Annotated in this window: 15 protein-coding genes; 9 read left to right on the top strand and 6 right to left on the bottom strand. The window is 49.6% G+C overall.

Annotated features, from left to right (window positions below):
* Nucleotides 1-59: 59 nt before the first annotated feature.
* From SY83_RS05240 to SY83_RS05230, 3 genes are all read right to left on the bottom strand, one after another.
* Nucleotides 60-950: a carbohydrate ABC transporter permease gene (locus SY83_RS05240; protein ID WP_068604904.1), complete on the bottom strand. Its 891-nt coding sequence runs from the start codon at nucleotides 948-950 to the stop codon at nucleotides 60-62.
* A 9-nt stretch (nucleotides 951-959) separates the two neighbouring features.
* On the bottom strand, nucleotides 960-1,874 hold the full coding sequence (locus tag SY83_RS05235; RefSeq protein WP_068604903.1) for an ABC transporter permease: 915 nt from the start codon (nucleotides 1,872-1,874) through the stop codon (nucleotides 960-962).
* Nucleotides 1,875-2,094: 220 nt separating this feature from the next.
* Nucleotides 2,095-4,371, bottom strand: coding sequence for an AraC family transcriptional regulator (locus SY83_RS05230; protein WP_068604902.1), 2,277 nt, complete (start codon nucleotides 4,369-4,371; stop codon nucleotides 2,095-2,097).
* 189 nt (nucleotides 4,372-4,560) lie between these two features.
* Between SY83_RS05230 and SY83_RS05225 the strand changes: the two genes are divergently transcribed.
* Nucleotides 4,561-6,246, top strand: a complete 1,686-nt coding sequence (locus SY83_RS05225; protein ID WP_068604901.1) for a methyl-accepting chemotaxis protein — start codon at nucleotides 4,561-4,563, stop codon at nucleotides 6,244-6,246.
* Between the two features lie 341 nt (nucleotides 6,247-6,587).
* On the opposite strand, the gene SY83_RS05220 is transcribed toward SY83_RS05225, so the two are convergent.
* On the bottom strand, nucleotides 6,588-7,499 hold the full coding sequence (locus tag SY83_RS05220) for a transposase (RefSeq protein WP_197479981.1): 912 nt from the start codon (nucleotides 7,497-7,499) through the stop codon (nucleotides 6,588-6,590).
* A 307-nt stretch (nucleotides 7,500-7,806) separates the two neighbouring features.
* Between SY83_RS05220 and SY83_RS05215 the strand changes: the two genes are divergently transcribed.
* From SY83_RS05215 to SY83_RS05185, 7 genes are all read left to right on the top strand, one after another.
* Nucleotides 7,807-7,992: a hypothetical protein gene (locus tag SY83_RS05215; RefSeq protein WP_068604897.1), complete on the top strand. Its 186-nt coding sequence runs from the start codon at nucleotides 7,807-7,809 to the stop codon at nucleotides 7,990-7,992.
* Between the two features lie 89 nt (nucleotides 7,993-8,081).
* Nucleotides 8,082-8,945 (top strand): alpha/beta fold hydrolase, encoded by an 864-nt coding sequence (locus SY83_RS05210; protein WP_231891383.1) that lies wholly within the window; start codon nucleotides 8,082-8,084, stop codon nucleotides 8,943-8,945.
* Nucleotides 8,946-8,957: 12 nt separating this feature from the next.
* Nucleotides 8,958-9,392: a YciI family protein gene (locus SY83_RS05205; protein ID WP_068604895.1), complete on the top strand. Its 435-nt coding sequence runs from the start codon at nucleotides 8,958-8,960 to the stop codon at nucleotides 9,390-9,392.
* Nucleotides 9,389-10,657 carry an RNA polymerase sigma factor gene (locus SY83_RS05200; protein ID WP_197479980.1) on the top strand — a complete coding sequence of 423 codons (1,269 nt, stop codon included), beginning with the start codon at nucleotides 9,389-9,391 and terminating at the stop codon, nucleotides 10,655-10,657. The genes SY83_RS05205 and SY83_RS05200 overlap by 4 nt, the downstream gene beginning before the upstream one ends.
* A 121-nt stretch (nucleotides 10,658-10,778) precedes the next feature.
* A complete protein-coding gene (locus tag SY83_RS05195; RefSeq protein ID WP_068604893.1) occupies nucleotides 10,779-11,201 on the top strand; it encodes a VOC family protein in 423 nt (140 codons plus the stop codon).
* A gap of 24 nt (nucleotides 11,202-11,225) precedes the next feature.
* Nucleotides 11,226-11,567, top strand: a complete 342-nt coding sequence (locus SY83_RS05190) for a DUF1801 domain-containing protein (RefSeq protein WP_068604887.1) — start codon at nucleotides 11,226-11,228, stop codon at nucleotides 11,565-11,567.
* A gap of 398 nt (nucleotides 11,568-11,965) precedes the next feature.
* Nucleotides 11,966-13,879 carry an endonuclease MutS2 gene (locus SY83_RS05185; protein WP_068604885.1) on the top strand — a complete coding sequence of 638 codons (1,914 nt, stop codon included), beginning with the start codon at nucleotides 11,966-11,968 and terminating at the stop codon, nucleotides 13,877-13,879.
* Between the two features lie 239 nt (nucleotides 13,880-14,118).
* Here SY83_RS05185 and SY83_RS05180 read toward each other — a convergent pair whose 3' ends face one another.
* Nucleotides 14,119-16,725 (bottom strand): GH116 family glycosyl-hydrolase, encoded by a 2,607-nt coding sequence (locus SY83_RS05180; RefSeq protein WP_068604883.1) that lies wholly within the window; start codon nucleotides 16,723-16,725, stop codon nucleotides 14,119-14,121.
* A 109-nt stretch (nucleotides 16,726-16,834) separates the two neighbouring features.
* On the opposite strand from SY83_RS05180, the gene SY83_RS05175 reads away from it, so the two are divergent.
* The gene (locus tag SY83_RS05175; RefSeq protein ID WP_068604882.1) at nucleotides 16,835-17,266 is read left to right on the top strand and encodes a hypothetical protein; all 432 of its coding nucleotides are present in this window, start codon (nucleotides 16,835-16,837) and stop codon (nucleotides 17,264-17,266) included.
* Between the two features lie 72 nt (nucleotides 17,267-17,338).
* Here SY83_RS05175 and SY83_RS05170 read toward each other — a convergent pair whose 3' ends face one another.
* On the bottom strand, nucleotides 17,339-18,241 hold the full coding sequence (locus SY83_RS05170) for a manganese catalase family protein (RefSeq protein ID WP_068604876.1): 903 nt from the start codon (nucleotides 18,239-18,241) through the stop codon (nucleotides 17,339-17,341).
* Between the last annotated feature and the right edge of the window lie 179 nt (nucleotides 18,242-18,420).

Raw genomic sequence — 18,420 nt, 5'->3', positions numbered from 1 at the left:
TTCATTTAAGCGCAAAACTATGTCAGCCGGCAATAGCCGAATCTAACCAACAGTGAACATCAGCCCTTCACGGCGCCGATCGTAAGTCCTTTTACGAAATATCTCTGTACAAAAGGGTACAGCAATACGATGGGGCCCGTTGCCACAACGGCTACAGCCATCTTCAGTGTTTCTGTAGGCGGCGTCACATTAGCGGACACGTAGTTCGCTGCGTTCGTTTGAAGGACAGCCGCGCTGGCGAGAATCTTGTATAACAGAAACTGCAGCGGGTACTTCTCCGGAGAGGTGATGAAAATGTTCGCCAGAAACCAGTCATTCCAGTAGCTTAGCGCCAGGAACAGGCCGATGGTGGCGAGCCCCGGTGTGGAGAGCGGAAGAATCAGCTTCCAATAAATGTAGAACTCGCCCGCCCCGTCGATTTTGGCGGATTCCACAATGGAATCGGGAATGGATTTCATGAAATTTTTCATCAAAATAATGTTCCACGCGCTTAACAACGGCGGTAACAGCAAAGCGAGATAGCTGTCCTTTAAATGCAGTTGATTCACCATCAGGATGTACCATGGAATCAGGCCTCCGCTGAACAGTGTGGTGAAATAGATGAAGAACGAGAAGGAATTCCGATATTTGAACTCCTGTCGCGAAAGGACGAACCCGGCCATTGACGTTAGGAACAGACCCAATAGCGATCCGACCACAGTGAGCCCAACGGTGACGCCATAAGCGCGGTAAATCTGTTCGGGCGTCTGAAACACCGATTTATAGGCTTCCCAGGAAAAGTTGTCCGGTATGATCTGGAACCCTCTGCTCACAATGTCCATTTCGTCCGAAAAGGAACCGCTGACCATAAGCCAGAACGGGGTGATGCAGAACAGCGCGAGAAGCGTCAGCAGGACGTATCCTATGAGATTAAAGACGATGGTTGACGGTTCGGTTTTGAAAGTTCTCATAGCTCCTCCTTAGAACAACGCGTAGTCTTCGCGGGTTTTTTTGATAATGTAATTCACGGTTAGGATGAGCACGAAGCCGAACAGGGATTGATAAAGCCCGGCCGCCGTTCCCATACCGATATTGAAGTTGACCGCCAATGACCGGAATACGTAGGTATCGATAATATCCGTCGCTTCGAACAGCAAACCGTTGTTGCCTATAATCTGATAAAACAGATCGAATTGTCCTTTCAAAATGCCGCCAAGGCTGAACAGGATCAGCATTACAAAAGTAGGCATCAGCAGCGGTAACGTGATATGTCGGGTCTGTGTAAAAATGTTGGCGCCGTCGATCTTGGCCGCCTCGTAATACTCCTCGCTTATACTCATAATCGCGGCCAGATAGATGATCATGCCGTAGCCGATCCCCTTCCAGAGATTAAACCCGACGATGATGTATTTCCAAGGCGCCGTACTCATGTAGAAATCGTAAGCGGGCAAATGCAGCTGTGCCAGAAGCGAGTTAATCACACCGGTATCAATATTGAACAGGTTGTACACGAACGCCCCTACCAGTACCCATGAAATAAAATAAGGGAGAAAGATAAGAGACTGCGTTGTTTTCTTGAACAATTTCCCCGGAATCTGCGCCAGAAAAATCGCGCTGATCAACTGCAAGATGTTGCCCAGAATAATAAAGGCCAAATTGTATAACACCGTATTTTTCGTTAAATTCCAAAGCACGCCGGATTTATAGAGAAACTCAAAATTTTTCATCCCTACAAATTTGCTTCCGAACAAGCCCCCCTCGAAGCTGTATTGGGTGAATGCGTAATAAATGCCGACCATGGGGAAGTAACTGAAAATCAGAAAAAACACCAGGGTCGGAAGCAGCATGAAGAATAAAACTTTGTTGCGTCTAAGCTCAAATAGAAAAGTATGCATGCATGATGGCCTCCTTGGTACGTGTTTCAGACAGCGTTTCTGTTGCATTCTCAATATAAATCCGGCGGACCGCACCCACAACTTCTCATCCCCGATGTAGCTATAATAATGCGACATCCGGGGACTGCACTTTTGCGAACTCATTCACTTTTCCCGCCGTTATGCATGCAAAAAAAGGCTTTAACCCGCTCATACCGGGCTAAAGCCTTACCTTGATCCTCTACGCTTCTGACGAATCTTGTTGCTGTCTGACATGTTTGCGGTATTCCGCGGGTGTAATTCCATTGGCTTTCTTAAAGGCCTTAAAGAAATACGGCCCGTTCGCAAACCCGATCTGTTCCGCAATATCGCCAACCGAATCATCTGTGAGAAGAAGCAGCTCCCTCGCTTGGCTCATCCGTACTTCACTGATGTAACCAAGAATGGTCTTCATGGTGTGCTGCTTATAAATTCGGCCTAGATAGGTGGCGGATAACCCTAATTCTTCCGCAATTTTGTCCAAAGATAAGTCGGGATCTCTGTATCGGGAGTCGACGATCTGCGTGATGCCCTGTACCAAGTCATCATGCTTGGACTTTCGCTTCTCTTCGAGTTTCGCAGCCAGTGTATCAAACAGCTCATAGAAGCGCTTAACAATCTCTTCAAGCGTCTCTACCTGGTCGTTCACAACCGTATGAATCGGCTGCAATTCCAGTTCTTCGGATGGAAACGAGTATTGACTGATCGTGGAAATCGTATTGTTCACTGCAAGAGACAATTGGGAGAAAGCCAGCTGGAACGAGACGAAAGAATAGTCCGCGGTTTCTTCCATGATTGCCCTGAATTGCCGTTTCACTTCCTCCATGCGGCCGAGCATGAGCTCGTCGATCAGCTGTTTCTCTCTGGCTTGCGGATAGACATATTTCTTGCTCTTGTAGCTCTCCACCTTTTCGGCGTCAATGATGCATTCATGACCATAGAACAGCCTGTGATATGAAGCCGACAACACCTGGTTGTATAAAGAGTGAAGACTCTCCAGCTTCTCCGCAGGTCCGCTGCAAACGACGGAAACCGACATTTTGAGCCAATCTTTCACAGAGAACTGCAGCTTCTTTACGTCCCCCATCAGTCTTTGCGCAGCATCATCCGCATGCAGGGCGGCTCCGCCCAGTATAACGGCGATTCGGTCTTCACCTATGTCTACCGCGAAGACGTCCGTGTCACCTGACAATACTTCCTGCGCTATATTCATGATCGCAAACTTATAAAGCTTGCGGTCTTCGTTGTTATAACGTTCCGTAAAGTCATGATAATGGTCGATTTTCAGTAGCGCCATCGCCACGGGCCTGTCTGTCCGAAGAGGGATGTTATAGCGTGCAAACTGCTCCCCGCTCCGTTCCGGCAGGCATTTCTCCCAGCCAAGAAGCACATTTCTCATATATTCCTGCCGCAACATATGGAGACTGTCCCGTCGCTCCTTCTCCAGCTCGCTCAGCTGCGCTAACTTTCGATCGACTTTGTGAAACAGCCTGCGCGATAACAGATAAGAGATCAGCAACCCCAGAAGCAGGATGGAGGCGGCAATCGTGATCGTCTTCCAGCGCATGCTCTCAATCCGTTCCATCACCTCGTGATAGGGCATGATCCGGATATAGCGCCATCCCAGGCTGTCGGGCTGTGTAAACGAGATGAACGAATCTACGCCGTCCACCTTTTCCCTTACATAACCGGAAGAGGAGGGCTGCCGTATGATGGTGTTTACGAAAGGTTTGTTGGAGATGTCAGACAAAATAGGATACTTCCAGCTATTGGACATCAGGTGTCCGCTGCCGTCGATGATGAACGTATTGCTTTCTGATTGCGTCAGCATCCCGTCAATCTTCTTATGCAGTTGCGTCTCTGACACATTCACAATGACCGTATTCTGCCTGGGTTTATTCGTAAGCGTGTCGAAGAGCAGAAACGTGTACATGTCGCGCTTCTTCTCCATCGGGTTCGCTTTGTTATCGATCCGCATTTGGCGCGGAATGGGCATGAGCGGCTGGTAGCGGTCCAAGTGATGAACCATATCCACGACTTCCCTGTCCACCACTTCCTCCTCCGTGCTTTCTCCCAGCGCGGTAGACAAGTCGGAGCTGATATAGAACGTCTTCAACTTCGCGTTATATATATAGATGGAATCAATGAACGGAGAGGTCGCCCGGTAGGCATTCAACTGGCTGATGAGATTGAACAGGTCGACGGGATCGGCGGCGATATTGTTCAGAAGCCGGGTGACTTGCACATCGTTGTAAATTTGTTTGGCAAAAGAAGACGCGGTTACCGCCATGACGGAAGCATCCTGCGACGTTTGCTCCAAGTTCCGGAGCGTATGCTCATAGGTCTGTTTCGCGACGATTCCTTCAAAATTCAAATATAGAATCGTCGAAAGGATAATAATGGTGGCGACGATGGTAACGGTGAGCAGGGTAAACAGGCTGGTGTAAAATGATTTATCTTTCTTCGAGTTCCATTTCATCAAACCTGGTCATCCTTCCTTAAATACATATACCTGCTAGAAAAGATATCAGATATCCCGGGAAAAAGCATCATTACTTTTCCGATAAAGCTCACTATTAACGGACTGCTATACATTCTTGCTCGAAAAATGTCGAAATATATAGATATATATTGATATATTCCCCATCCTGCTTTTGGAGGCCAACCTATGAAAATTATTACGAAAATGATTGTTTCCATCTCCCTGCTCGCTCTTGTTCTGGTGATTTACGTCTTTGTCTCGATGAATCAGAGCAATAAAACCGAGAAACGTTATGAGAATTTAATAGCCGATGAGGAACAGGTTCGGTTTCTGGTCAAATCCATTCAATTCAGGTTAGCCGGATGGTCCAACGACGAACGGGCGTATTTATTGGTGGGAGAATCCTCCTACAAGGAAGGCATTGCCGATAAACGCGCAGACGTTGAAGGGATGTTGAAGACGTTGAACGCCATGGATTTACCCGATATGGACAAAACCGTCCTTGCCAAGATTCAGGGCAATTACAATACATTTCTCGAAGCCAGCGGAAAGGTGCTCGAGGCCTACGACAAGAAGGATGCAGCTTTGGCGCGCTCCACGCACTTTGGCGAAGAACGGTCGGCGCGCAAGGAGCTGGATCCGATCCTCTCGGATTATTTGAAGAAGAAAGAAGCAGGGTTAAGCGAGAAGAGCGCAGCGATCCAACAATCCAGTGATGTCGTTCATCTGATGATGCAGATTGTGGCCGCCGGTGTGATTAGTTTCGCCGTTCTGATTGGTTATCTGCTTTACAGAGCGATGAAACCATTACAACTTGTAGGACGGCAGTTAAGCCGAATTGCCGAAGGCGGAGCCGATCTGACTTCCGAGATCACAGTCAAGGGGAAGGATGAAGTAAGCGAGCTTGCATCCTCATTCAACCAGATGATGCGGAACTTGAGATCCATTGTGACGGATGCTCAACAAACAGCAGCGTATGTAGCGACTTCGTCCCAAGCCCTGTCCATGAACGCATCCGAAATGTCCGCCGCGACGGTGCAGATCGCCGAAGCCACGCAAGAACTGGCTTCTTCCGCGGAGACCCAACTGACCCAGATGTCGGATATTTCTTCCGCTATGGATGAAATTTCGGAATCGGTGAAATCGATTGGACATCACAGCGGGGAAGTTGCGGTTCTGTCCGATCAAACTGTCTTGACCTCCGGAACAGGCGTGGAACTATCTCGTAATGTCCTGCTTCAGATGGGACAAGTCTATACAACAGTCCAGGATACGGTTACCGCCATTCAAGGTCTCAATGAGCGATCACAGGAGATTGGCTCGATTGTGAGTGTCATCAACGAGATTGCGGGGCAGACCAATTTGTTGGCGCTGAACGCTTCGATTGAAGCTGCCCGAGCAGGCGATATGGGAAGAGGGTTTGCCGTTGTCGCCAGCGAGGTTCGCAAGCTTGCTGAAAGATCAGCCCTTTCCGCCGCCGAGATCGAGCACCTTGTGAAACAGGTGCAAGAAGAGACGGGGCAAGTGCGCGAGGGGATGGAAGCAGGCCTGCAAACCGTTGAACTCGGATTGACGCAGGTCAAGCAGGTTACTTCAGCATTCGAGGCTATTGATGAATCGCTGCAACAGATTGCGCAGCAGGTGGCTTACATCTCGAATTCCATGGAACAAACTTCGGATAGCAGCCACCGAATTGCCGGCATGACCGCTATTGGCGTTGCCGCGGCGATGAAAGGCGCGGAAATTACTCAGGAAACGGCCGCAGCCACGGAGCAGCAGTATGCCTCTATCGATGAAATTTCGAGCGCAGCGAAGAACATGACGGCGATGGCCGCCCAATTGAAGCAACTGCTTGCTGAATTTAAAGTGTAGAGCTGGAAAGACCCGACATGATCGTGTGTTGGGCTTTTTTTTGTGATAGAAAGTATATAAAATTTGGGTGATTCACTAGGGTTTACATTTCTTTAGGTGGGGTGTTCGTTTACCTATTTGAACTGGAATGCTGGGTTATCCCGAACGCTCAGTGGTGTGGTGTGATGTGGTGTAATGTGATTTGCTTTATGCTTTTATGATGTGATGTGATGTGATGATGTGATGTGATGTGATAGAAGAAAGCAATGAAGTGATAACTGGAAAATGAGAGTTAATGTGTTAATAGAAGTAAAGATGTTTAGAGAAGGAAAGATGAATTGTAAAAAATGTTTGTCCGTGAGTTAGGCAACCTGTAAATGTAAGCACATCGGTTTGCGTGAAATGAGTTGTTTATAAGTAACAGCAGGAGTATCAATGAACAGCCGAAATAATTTCGACACCGCACGGTTTGGTTTCAGTGAATAATTAATGCGATAGGATACTTCATCCAGATACGATTGTAAATGCTTGTCGCTTACTCCGTAATATCGCTCGTTTATTCTAACAGGAACAGAATCACAAATGATATTTAAGGTGTCGCATGCGTTATATTTTTTGGAACCGTAATGAATAAAAGGAACTCGGACAGAACTACTTACATGAGTCTCAATGAAGTTGGAATAATCCCAATAGCTAAGCTCTTTGTTCGGATGATGTTTCGGCATAAAAACATGCTTCAGCTTGACATAGGAAACCTCACCATAAAAGTTAAGAGAAGCTCCCCCAACAAATGGCTGCTCGTTCCGGATCGTCTTAAAACCTTTAATATGAAAATTGCACGGATTGTATTCAGCAGAGATGACTTCGACAAGCCCTGTGAGTAGCTGCTGCGCATCTCCTTGCTGAATGGCATGGCGAAGTTTGTGTAGGATTAACCAGGCCGTCTTATACGTGACTTGAATGATGGTTGATAGTTGCACCGCGTTAATTGAACCTGAGGGGTTAGCGATGAGAAATAAAGCTTGAAACCATTTATGAAGTAAGGTGCGGCTTCCTTGCATAATCGTCCCCACGAGAAGAGAAGCTTGATACTTGCAGTTGCGGCATTCATACAGAGGTAGCCGACGTGTAGTGATAACATAGGCATCAACGCAATCACAACGTGGACAGCGGTAACCGTTGGGCCATTTGGTTGAGATCAGGATGGGAACACATGAAGCTTCATCATGATATTTGCGCTTAAATTGATCGAAAGTTACTACATGAGTAGACACAATCCTCACCCCCCCTTACGCAATATAGGAACAAACGTTCTGTATATGTCATATAATACCAAACAAATGTTCTTATTACAAGTGATTTTTTGAAAAGAACGGAAATTATTTTCGCCTGATTCTTCGGGATAACCCAGCATCGGAGCTGAAACACATTTAGTACTTAGCAGTTGAGCAAGCAACTCATTAATGAAGAAACAGAAGTAGGTGTCCGTTTGTCGATTTCGTTGGATCCCGTTCGTAGTTTAATTAGAGACAGAACCTAAAGCGGGAACACGTCTCATACGAGTGAGGGAGGAAATCGATTATGCGCAAAGACTGCATTGCAGGATTCAAGCCGGTGGATGTGGAAACAGAGGTGGAGGCAATAGTTAGGGAGGACGAGGTTGAACCGGTTCAAAACACGGAGTCGGAGAATCTGCAGCAAGATCCAAGAATCCTAGCCTTGGAAGCGGATCTCAAAGATCATAGGGAAATGTTGAAAAAAAATTAAATTATATTTTGGGAAACTTGTCGATGTTGTCACATCCCGTTCGTCGTGGATATAGAAAGCAAAAAAACAGTAAGAAAGAAGGAATCGACATGCCGGCACACCAAATGGATAAACAAGCGAAACAAACCACGTACACCGTCATATCCAAAGACGGAACCCGCATTGCTTATGACCGGATAGGTCAAGGACCGGCCCTCATCCTGGTCGCAGGCGCATTCAGTTACCGGCTTTTCCCGGGGCTTGTCCAATTAGCGGAACAGTTGAAAGAGCAGTTTACGGTCTACACCTACGACCGCCGCGGACGCGGGGATAGCGGAGACACTCAACCTTATGCGGTCGAGCGCGAAATTGAAGATTTGGGTGCCCTCATCGAAGAAGCGGGCGGCTCGGCGAAGGTATGGGGCTTATCCTCCGGCGCGGCCCTTGCCCTGCAAGCCGCCGCGAAGGGACTCCACATCACGCAACTGGCCTTGCATGAGCCTCCGTTCGTGGTGAATCCTTCGGATCGCAAACCGCCGGACGACTTCCGGGCCCAGGTAACAGAGCTCATCGCAAACGATCGCCGGGCGGACGCCATTAAATATTTCATGACCCAGGGCATGGGAGCGCCAGCCTTCATTGTCACTATGATGCGTATGATGCCGGGCGTGTGGGCGAATCTAATGGCCGTCGCCCATACGCTGCCGTATGACGCAACCTTACTGGATGGCTTTATGGAGGGCAAAGCTTTGCCTGCGGCGTTGTGGCGAACGGTTACCATGCCCACGTTAGTCATGGAAGGCACGGAAAGCCCGGCATCCTTGCGGCATGCTGCTCAGGCGCTTGCCAACACACTCCCGAACGCGCAGTTAGTGAGTAAAAAAGGATTAGGCCACACCAAGAAGATCCATGCCAAGATGATTTCGGTTGAGCTTACCGCTTTTTTCACCACGGATAATAAGTTAACTAAATAAGGAGGAACAGACATGAGATTTATGATGATTGTGAAAGCGACAACGGATTCAGAGGCGGGCCAACCGCCAAGCCAAGAGCTGATCGACGCGATGCAAAAGTATAACGAAGAACTGGTCAAAGCCGGCGTGCTGCTCGCTGCGGACGGATTGATGCCAAGCTCCGGCGGCATCCGGATTTCCTATCCGGAACCGGGAGGCAAACCGAAGATCATGGACGGCCCCTTTACGGAGGCTAAAGAAATGATCGCGGGCTATACGTTAATTGAGGTCAAGTCCAGGGAGGAAGCCGTTGAATGGGCGATGCGTATGCCGGACCCGCACGGCTTCGGGCAAGGCGAGATTGAGCTCAGACAGGTATATGAGATGGAGGACTTGGTGGACAATCCCGAGACGTTGGCGAAAGATGCAGCCCTTCGTGAACAGTTGGAGGCGCAGAGAAAAGCGTGAGTCTGCACCAAACACATCGTACCATTGATGCCATATGGCGAATGGAATCAGCTAAACTGATCGCCGCATTAACGCGTATAGTCCGGGATGTGGGTGTAGCCGAGGATCTTGCGCAGGATGCGTTGGTGATCGCTCTGGATCGATGGCCGGAGACGGGCATCCCGGACAACCCGGCGGCATGGTTGATGACGACGGCGAAGCGGCGCGCCATCGACGGGATCCGCAGGAACAAGCTGCGTGACCAGAAATACGCGGAGATTGGGCATGGTGCGGATTTATATACCGAAGATGACATCGATTCGGCATTGGACGGGGAGATTGGCGACGATCTCCTTCGCCTGATCTTCATGACCTGCCATCCGGTGTTATCCCAGGATGCCCGCGTTGCCTTGACGTTGCGCCTCTTATGCGGGTTGACGACCGATGAAATCGCTCGTTCGTTCCTGGCGGCCGAAACGACCATTGCTCAGCGCATTGTCCGGGCGAAGAGAACGCTCAGTGCCGCAAAGGTTCCTTTTGAAGTGCCGGTGGGAAAGGAGCTGCTGCGGGATCGCTTGTCCGCTGTATTCGAGGTGATTTACCTGATGTTTAACGAAGGCTACTCGGCAACTTCCGGTGAACATTGGACCCGTCCGCTGTTGTGCCAGGAGGCGCTGCGATTGGGAAGGGTGCTGGCGGAGATCGCTCCACGGGTGCCGGAAATCCACGGGCTGGTCGCCCTCATGGAAATTCAATCTTCCCGGATGAAGACGCGTGTTAACGCTAAGGGAGAACCTGTTCTCCTCATGGATCAAAATAGGGCCAAATGGGATCAACTCCTTATCCGCCGCGGATTAAGCGCATTGGAGCGATGCCGCAAACTTGGCCAGCCGCTGGGTCCCTACGCGCTGCAAGCCTCCATCTCGGCTTGCCATGCGCAGGCGGCGAGTGTCGCGGAGACGGATTGGATCAAGATTGCGGCTCTGTATGAGGCGCTATCCACAGTGAGTCCGTCCCCGATCGTGGAGTTAAACCGGGCGGTCGCGATATCCATGGCTTTCGGACCGGCCTTCGGTCTGCAAATCATCGACGAGCTCTATGCGGTGCCCTCGTTGAAGGAATATCATTTGCTGCCGAGCGTGCGTGGTGATTTGTTGGTCAAGCTGGGGAGGTACGATGAAGCGCGCGTTGAATTTGAACGCGCCGCGGCGTTGACGCGGAATGAGCGTGAACGGGCGCTTTTATGGAACCGGGCTGCTGAGTGTGAATTTGCACAATTGAATTAAAGCTTTAAGAATATTTTGAAAAAAAATATAGATTTATATTATGCCCTCTGTCGATTTCACCAGTAGTCATTCGTCGTATTTATTAGTAGGACAAAACATAATGGAAAGGTTGTTGAGAAATATGGGAGCACAAGTAAACCCTTATCTTATGTCAGAGGATGCAAGAGCGCAAGCCAAGTTCTACATAGAATCACTCGGAGGAGAGATTCTGTCCGTCATGACACACGAACAAATGGGAGCACAACATGAGTTTAAGGACAAAGTTATGCATTTGAGCCTGGTTGTTGCCGGAGGAAATTCACTACTCATGGCTGATTCATTTGAACCGTTTACGCAAGGACGCGGCATTTCACTAAGTGTAACGTACGAAACAGATTCTGAAGCCAATGAAGCCTTCACGAAGCTGGCGGTTGGCGGCAATGTGAAATACCCTCTAGAACTGCAGCCTTGGGGAATGCTCTATGGAGAGCTTTCGGATCAATACGGCGTATCTTGGATGATCACTGCCCAGCCGAGTACAGGCAATCCCAATCAAACCAACTAACGGAGTAAAAGGAGCGTATTAAATATGAGTAACGAAGTAACCGAATTTATTGAAGCACTAAAGGAACCTTGGCAACTGGAACTGTCAACGAGTTTACGCGAGCTGGTCCACCGGGCCATACCGGATGTGCAGGAACGCATTCAGTATAAGAAGCCGCATTTTCTGAAAAATGGTAAATACGCCGCCGTCATCTCGACATCCAAGGATGCGGTCAGCTTTACCATCTTTAATGCAACCGGACTGGAGTTGCCGGAAAGCATGTTCGACGGTCCTCCGGAACGGAAGACGCTAAAGTTGCGTAAGGGGGACAGATTCGATTCCGCGCAGCTGGTTACTTGGGTCGGAGAGGCGGCCAGCGTTCTGTAGACACTTTACTTCCCGCGCGGGATGGGTTATCCTAACTTACATCATCAGATTTCAATGCAAGACACATTCCCTACGAGGTGTTTTATGAGTGTAGCAGGTTTTCAACAGGTATAACTTAAGAAATAATAATTCTAGACTATAGGCGAAGCGGATTTTATTTACGTATGCAAAAAAAGCCTATATCGTAGATTTATTTAAGTTACCCATGAAGAACCCTGCGAAATACATCATAAAACATGACTCAAACAGAGGAAGTATACCGAGGCGAAGGACCTTTGTCCACCGTCGGCGGCTGGCTTTCTCTATCTATACCGTCATGTAAATGGAGTGTAATGAGCTGCGGGTTTCCTGCAGCTTTTTTTGCGTTTATTTTGGTCATAAAAGAGGAGAATGCATAGATGAATCCAAGTACAAAGGACAAATTACAATATAACGAACTGAAGGCGCTTGTCCAAAGCTATTGCGTAAGCAGTCTGGGCAAAAGGTTGATCGATCAGCTGGAACCGAGCTCCAATCTCAAAGTGGTGAAGCAACGTCTCCATGAAACATCGGAGGCCCGCGCGATTCTGGATACCGAGGGGCATGTGCCGCTGCTGGGCATCTCGAACATCGAATCCATGATGGAGAAGCTGGACAAAGGGATGGTGCTGGATCCGTCCGAACTGATCGCCATTGCGGATTTCCTGCGGGGATGCCGTAAAGTGAAGAAGTTCATGACTGAGAAGGAATTTTACGCTCCAAAGTTGAGTGCTTATGCCTATTCTATGGCTGATTTTCCGGACATTGAAGATGCCATTCACCATGCCATTAAAGGAAATCGGGTGGATTCTGGGGCCAGCAAAGAGCTGAAGCGGATTCGCAAGCATATCGATATCACCGAGGCGAAGATTGAGGAGCAGCTGCAGAAATTTATGAAGAACAGCGCGAACAAGGAGGTTATTCAGGAGTTTTTTGTCAGCCGAAAAAATGATCGTTTCACCATCCCCATCAAAGCCGCCTATAAGCATCAAGTGGCCGGAACGATTGTCGAAATGTCTTCCAAGGGATCGACCGTGTTTATTGAGCCGCTATCCGTGGCCAAATATAATGCCGAGCTGTCCGGTCTCAAGGCGGAGGAAGGGATGGAGGAGCTTCAGATTCTGTCGGCGCTGTCGGATTTAGTCGCGAACCAGGCCCAGCCGATGACGGTTAATATTGATCTGATCAGCTTGTACGATATGATTTTTGCCAAAGGGAAGTTTAGTAAAAGCATGGACGGGATCGCGCCGAATGTGAACGACCATGGCGTAACGAAGCTGGTCCGTTGCAGACATCCGTTGCTGTCTGGAAGCGCGGTTCCGCTGGATTTTGCCATTGGGGAGAGTTATCGCAGTCTGGTCATTACCGGTCCGAACGCAGGGGGCAAGACGGTGGTGTTGAAGACGATTGGGCTAATCGCGCTCGCGGTGATGTCCGGATTCCACATCGCGGGGGATGCGTCCACCAAAGTAGCTGTGTTTGATCGTATATTCGTAGATATCGGAGATAATCAGAGTTTGGAGAATGCGCTTAGCACCTTTTCGTCCCATATGAAGAATATAGCTGAGATTATGCGCCAAGCAAATCGGAATACGTTGCTGTTGTTCGATGAAATCGGCAGCGGAACGGAACCCAATGAGGGCGCGGCGTTGGCTATCGCGATTCTGGAAGAGTTTTACCATATGGGCTGTATGACGGTTGCGACCACGCATTACGGCGAGATTAAGGAATTCTCGGAACGGCATCCGGACTTCATGAACGCGGCCATGGCCTTCGATAACGAGACGTTGGAGCCGCAATATAAGCTGTTGATCGGGCAATCGGGCGAGAGCAACGCGCTGTGGATTTCGAAGCGGATGGAGTTGAAGGAGGCGGTTTTAGAGCGGGCGAAGTTGTATATGGAGAGCAAGGATTATCGGCTGGAGCGTCTGCATGACAGCAAAGTGGTGAAGAAGCCGACAGAGGCGCTGCAGAATGAATCGGAAGCTGTGCTGGAGGAGTACGGGATGGGCGACCGGGTACGATTGTTGGAGCTGGACGAAACCGCGATTGTCTACAAGGGCCGAGACAGCTTCAACCACCTGACGGTGCTGCATGAAGGGCAGCTCGTGGAGGTGCATGCCAAGCGGATTCGCCTGGAACTGCGGGCAAGCGAGTTGTACCCGGCAGGCTATGACCTGAACACGCTGTTCACGAGCTATAAGGACCGGAAATTCCAGCACGATATGGAGCGCGGGTCGAAGAAGGCGTTGCGGCAAGTGCAGAAGGAGATGCGGAAACAACGGGACTTCTAACGAATCCTGGTAACTCTTAGCCGCGCGAAATAACTGCTTTAACAATCTAACGAACCGTAAATACGCTTAGCCGGCATATGGTCCTGATTTATAGGTCTTTGCGTCGCCTAAGCGTCAGCCGGGTTCGTTAGAATTCCATATGAGCTCATTTATAGCTCTAAGCGCTCGCAGGATTCGTTAAAAATTCTCGAACAACGAAGTCTTCTTTTGCCTAATCAATAAAATAGGGTAGCCTTCGCTCAATCTTGCGTCCACATCAGCGCTTGATCTGTACATATAGTAATGGGTCCAGCAAAACGTATACCACCTTCTTCTTTACGGATCAGGTGTAGGGTATGCCCTTCCAGGGAAGCCGCCAATTTCGGGCCGGTCCATGATTCTGGCAAACCTAGCTTCGTTAATGTAAGACTTCCTGCGGCTACCTTTAACGCACCCGAGGATTCCGATAGCTCGAACGTTCCCCATGCGCCGTCGACCGACCAGAATGTCCGAAATCCTTCTGAGGGTTGAATGACCGGACGGAAGCCGATTTCGCCTTTTGTCATATCGAATGAAAATCCGCTATAGGCAAGCAATAAAGCATAACTGGCCATCGCGCGGGCATAGTTGCTGCCGCACTCCATCTCGTTCCATGGATTACGCTTCTCCCCGTCATAGCGCTCGCGAACGGCACGAACGATCCGGAGGCCTTCCTCCAGCATCCCTTCCTGAATCATATGGCTGGCCGCCTGATATTCAAATCCCGTCATTGTCTCCGAAGCATACGTCAGCGGAACAGCGGGACGAACGCTGCCCTCCGGCCATGAGCAGATAACCAGACCGCCTTCATCGTTAAGCGAGAACAATCGCCAGGCATTCGCTTCCTCGCGCATATTCGCTTTAAAATTATGGAGATAGAGCTGTTTCAGCGCGCTTCTCGTCTGGTCCCGGTCAAAGATTTCGCCTAATCCGCAGAGATTCGCATGCCATTGGGCGACGACTTGATCGATGCCGCAGCCTTCACCGATTTGATATTTGATTTCACCGACTTCTTCATTCCAGTAGGCGGCCGTCGCGTCCTCTCCAAATAACGAATCGCCTTTGTCATAACGTTCCAACCAACGGCGATCGTTTAAATTTATTTTTTGCCCGTAGTAGCGGCCGTTGAACAGATGTTGATCCGTCCAGGTTTTTCCTCTCCGAAACAGTTCGCCGTAATCGGCCGCTTTGGCCGCATCGTTAAGGTGGGAAGCCATCGCCGAGGCGGCTTTCAAAGCGGCTAAGTAGAATCCGTTCAGCCAGGCGTTGGGACCAAAGAGCTCCATATCCAGTGTATGATGCTGGCGCCCGTCAATGACGCCGTCTCGGTCCGCATCCCAAAGATCCGGATTGTCCGGGCTCCAGGCAAATTCCAAAGAACTGCTGATCGCAGCCCAGTTACTGCGCAACCAATCGTCGTTACCAGAGATTTTCCAATCGCGGTAAGCCTTGATGATGCCTCCCATTTGCCCGTCCACGCAAGCCCGGAATGGCTCTGAATCCCGACCGGGAGGGAGCATGAGCCTGAATGCCATGCCTCCGTCGGCTCTGCGATTATAGCGGAAATCCAGATCGCGCATGGAACGCTCGAGGGAAGGAAACAAGAAGGGCAAGGCATATGCATAATTCCAGACATGCGTACAGGAACCTTCGCAGGAGCCGACGTCCTCTATGCACCCTTCGAAAGCGTAGAAAGACCCATCCGTTAGACGCAGGCAAGTTGCCGAATTTAACACGGATAGATTTGCGGACACCGCCTCAATAACTTCCTCCGGTAAAGTGGAGTTGAACAGCGCATCACGAAACAGCTCCGTATCCCCGAGCAACCGGTCCCAATGCGTGAAGGTGTAAATCGCTACGGCCGCCGAATCCGCGTATTGCGTGGCGTAATAGTTTCTCCAAACGGTTCGCTCTCCCGGTTCAGGATTCCAAGAGTTGTATACGTTAGGGAAATGCCATGCCAGTACGAAACGAATTCGTCCTTTACCGCCTGGAGGGATCGTTATATGGGCAGCCAGAGTGCCGTTGTCCTTGTGCCTGGAGTGGGGAGGCAGCTCGGAATCATAATGCCGGTTTGTGAGCGGACCGGCTTTCGCGAAATCCCGCCAGTACATCTCCAGGTTGTCACACCAACCGCCTCGATACCAGAACTCATGGTAGCTCACAGTACTAGCGTCAGTAGCTATGGTTAAATCCCCGAATAAAGGGTCGGAGCTTTCGTAAGACGCGGTACCGAATTTGAGGAGATGCACGGAACGATCTTTGGAATACCGATTTACAACGCGCTCGCCAGCCTTCGGATTGGACGCTGTTAAGGCTGCCGTGTACGTGATTTCATAATTGAGCGGGTTGTGAAATTCAACCTCGAACATAGCGCAGGGCAAGCTGGAATCCTTGTCGTTTAGCGGAATAAAAGGATTCAAAGCTTTCAGATGAACCGTGCCGGGAAAATGTTCATCTGTAAACGCCATGCTTGCCAGCGGGAATTCGCCCTGGAAGGAGTGTGTGCGGAAATGAGGCATTCCCGCCATCGTATTATTCTCCGGACCGTAACCGTATCCGCTATGCAGAGGCCCTCCCCGCACCGGCTGCCCCATATACGGTGAAGGAAAATCCCCGTTGAGCACGCGAGCGTCTAGCAACTGTCCTGCCGCTTCCGCCTTGACGGCGAAATGGCTATAACCATTGAAGCTCCGCTTGTTGGGCGAATTGAATATTTCCCAATCCATCAGTCGACCATTGCCGGCAAAGCCTATGCTTCCGGTTCCGATGCCGCCCAGAGGGAATGAAATTTCCCTTGTTTGGCTCCCAGTATAAACGTTTCCCATAACACAAATCCTCTTTTCACCTTTATTCTATAAAACTTCCACTATGAACCAGAACGATATACTTCACATTTCATATAGTAATAGTAGATTAGTTAGGAGGTATTTATACATGGGGATTATACTAGACACTCAGATTTCACAAAATGCGAGTTATGCGAGTTCCATTTCTATTCCGGCGAGCACAACACCTGCATTATTCGGAACTTTGGGTCTGGATATGACATTGTCAGGCGCTAATCCGCGGGTGGAGCTCACCGCTACCGTCACATTAAGCGCAGTGGTAGCTGTTCTGGTGCCGGTTACGATTACAATATTCAGAAATGTGGATGAAGATGCGATTTTAATCTATTCCGCAACCCAGACGATTCCTGTCGGAACCCTATTGCTTACAACAAGTGTAATGACTGCGGTTGCAGCGGACGTTCCTCCAGCTCCGGGATTCTTTATCTATCAGGCATTTGTAAGCATTCCCGGAGGTCTTGCGGTCATTCCTACTCGGGTAGGTCCGGAAAGCTTCGTGGGTGTAGCTTCATCGGATTAGTTAGTTTACACTAAAGATCTATGGAACCACAAATACGACCCCGATCACGGGGTCGTCTTCTTCTTGAATATTTTAATCCGAAATATTACCCGCCATCTTCAACCGCTTCGCAATCGCCTTAAAGTCTTCCGCTGAGATGCCCGGCGCGAATTCTTCTTCGACAGGGGGCGCTTCCGGAATCGGAAAGCCTTTAGGCGCGCCTTGGATTACTTCCAGCTCAAGACCGTCTTCCGGGTGAGTACCCTTCCAGATTTGATCGATCGCGCTGAAATCCTTCTGGCTCCAAGTATAGAGCTTCGTATGTACGCCCTTATCCTCGTACTTGCGGGATTCGTTAAATTGCTTGTTGCTCAGGTTAGGAATCGGCACAAGCTTCGTCACATTGACGCCTGTGGCAATTTCCAGCGCCTTCGCATAGGCCACAACGTGAACGCCGCCGCGTACCAGCAGGAAGCCGACAACCTCACGAGCGGCAGGATGATCCGTCATCTCGTATACTTTCATCTTGTGGGTACGGGCACCGCACTCCAGGAAGAAGTTATGAAGCAAGTCTTCCACAAGGTTGCCGCTGTTAAATACATTGGCCCCTGTCCAAGGATTGCCCATGGAATCGAACGGCATGGCGCCTTGCGCTCCGGCCAGATAATGATAGGACAGACGCGCATCCTTAACCGTCTCCAACGGAGTCTTGTCCGGTTCTTTATATTCAGATGAACCTCTCAAACACTTGTTGATGGCATGCGACACGAGTTCCACATGACCCAGCTCTTCCGCCGTGATGCTCATCACCAGGTCGTAGAAAGGTTTCAGTTTCTCTTTGGAACGGAAATTAAAAGATTGATAGAGGTAATTGTTTAACGTTGACATTTCCCCGAATTTCCCGCCCAGCAGTTCTTGTACCGCCGCAGCGCCATTCGGATCCGGTTTGTTGACTTCCGGAATTTCGATCATAATCTCATCCATACGTGTAAACATGAATCGTCCAACCTCCTCGGGTTTTCACTTCCTCTCTATTTAACCCTAAAACTAGCAATTTTAAACAAAAATTTGGAATCCCATATACACGGCGACGGCCCAGATGACAAAATAAATCCAAACCCCAATATCACTCCGTGCAATATAATTTCCAGCACAACAGCGCCGCCTTTCCAAAC

Source organism: Paenibacillus swuensis (genome assembly GCF_001644605.1).
GTDB classification, from domain to species: domain Bacteria; phylum Bacillota; class Bacilli; order Paenibacillales; family DY6; genus Paenibacillus_N; species Paenibacillus_N swuensis.
This window is presented reverse-complemented; position numbering and strand designations above follow the sequence as displayed.

What these genes read in the sequence shown, in the direction of transcription:
- SY83_RS05240 (WP_068604904.1), bottom strand. Translation starts at nt 950, where the DNA reads ATGAGAACTTTCAAAACCGAACCGTCAACCATCGTCTTTAATCTCATA.
- SY83_RS05235 (WP_068604903.1), bottom strand. Translation starts at nt 1,874, where the DNA reads ATGCATACTTTTCTATTTGAGCTTAGACGCAACAAAGTTTTATTCTTC.
- SY83_RS05230 (WP_068604902.1), bottom strand. Translation starts at nt 4,371, where the DNA reads ATGAAATGGAACTCGAAGAAAGATAAATCATTTTACACCAGCCTGTTT.
- SY83_RS05225 (WP_068604901.1), top strand. Translation starts at nt 4,561, where the DNA reads ATGAAAATTATTACGAAAATGATTGTTTCCATCTCCCTGCTCGCTCTT.
- SY83_RS05215 (WP_068604897.1), top strand. Translation starts at nt 7,807, where the DNA reads ATGCGCAAAGACTGCATTGCAGGATTCAAGCCGGTGGATGTGGAAACA.
- SY83_RS05210 (WP_231891383.1), top strand. Translation starts at nt 8,082, where the DNA reads ATGCCGGCACACCAAATGGATAAACAAGCGAAACAAACCACGTACACC.
- SY83_RS05205 (WP_068604895.1), top strand. Translation starts at nt 8,958, where the DNA reads ATGAGATTTATGATGATTGTGAAAGCGACAACGGATTCAGAGGCGGGC.
- SY83_RS05195 (WP_068604893.1), top strand. Translation starts at nt 10,779, where the DNA reads ATGGGAGCACAAGTAAACCCTTATCTTATGTCAGAGGATGCAAGAGCG.
- SY83_RS05190 (WP_068604887.1), top strand. Translation starts at nt 11,226, where the DNA reads ATGAGTAACGAAGTAACCGAATTTATTGAAGCACTAAAGGAACCTTGG.
- SY83_RS05185 (WP_068604885.1), top strand. Translation starts at nt 11,966, where the DNA reads ATGAATCCAAGTACAAAGGACAAATTACAATATAACGAACTGAAGGCG.
- SY83_RS05180 (WP_068604883.1), bottom strand. Translation starts at nt 16,725, where the DNA reads ATGGGAAACGTTTATACTGGGAGCCAAACAAGGGAAATTTCATTCCCT.
- SY83_RS05175 (WP_068604882.1), top strand. Translation starts at nt 16,835, where the DNA reads ATGGGGATTATACTAGACACTCAGATTTCACAAAATGCGAGTTATGCG.
- SY83_RS05170 (WP_068604876.1), bottom strand. Translation starts at nt 18,241, where the DNA reads ATGTTTACACGTATGGATGAGATTATGATCGAAATTCCGGAAGTCAAC.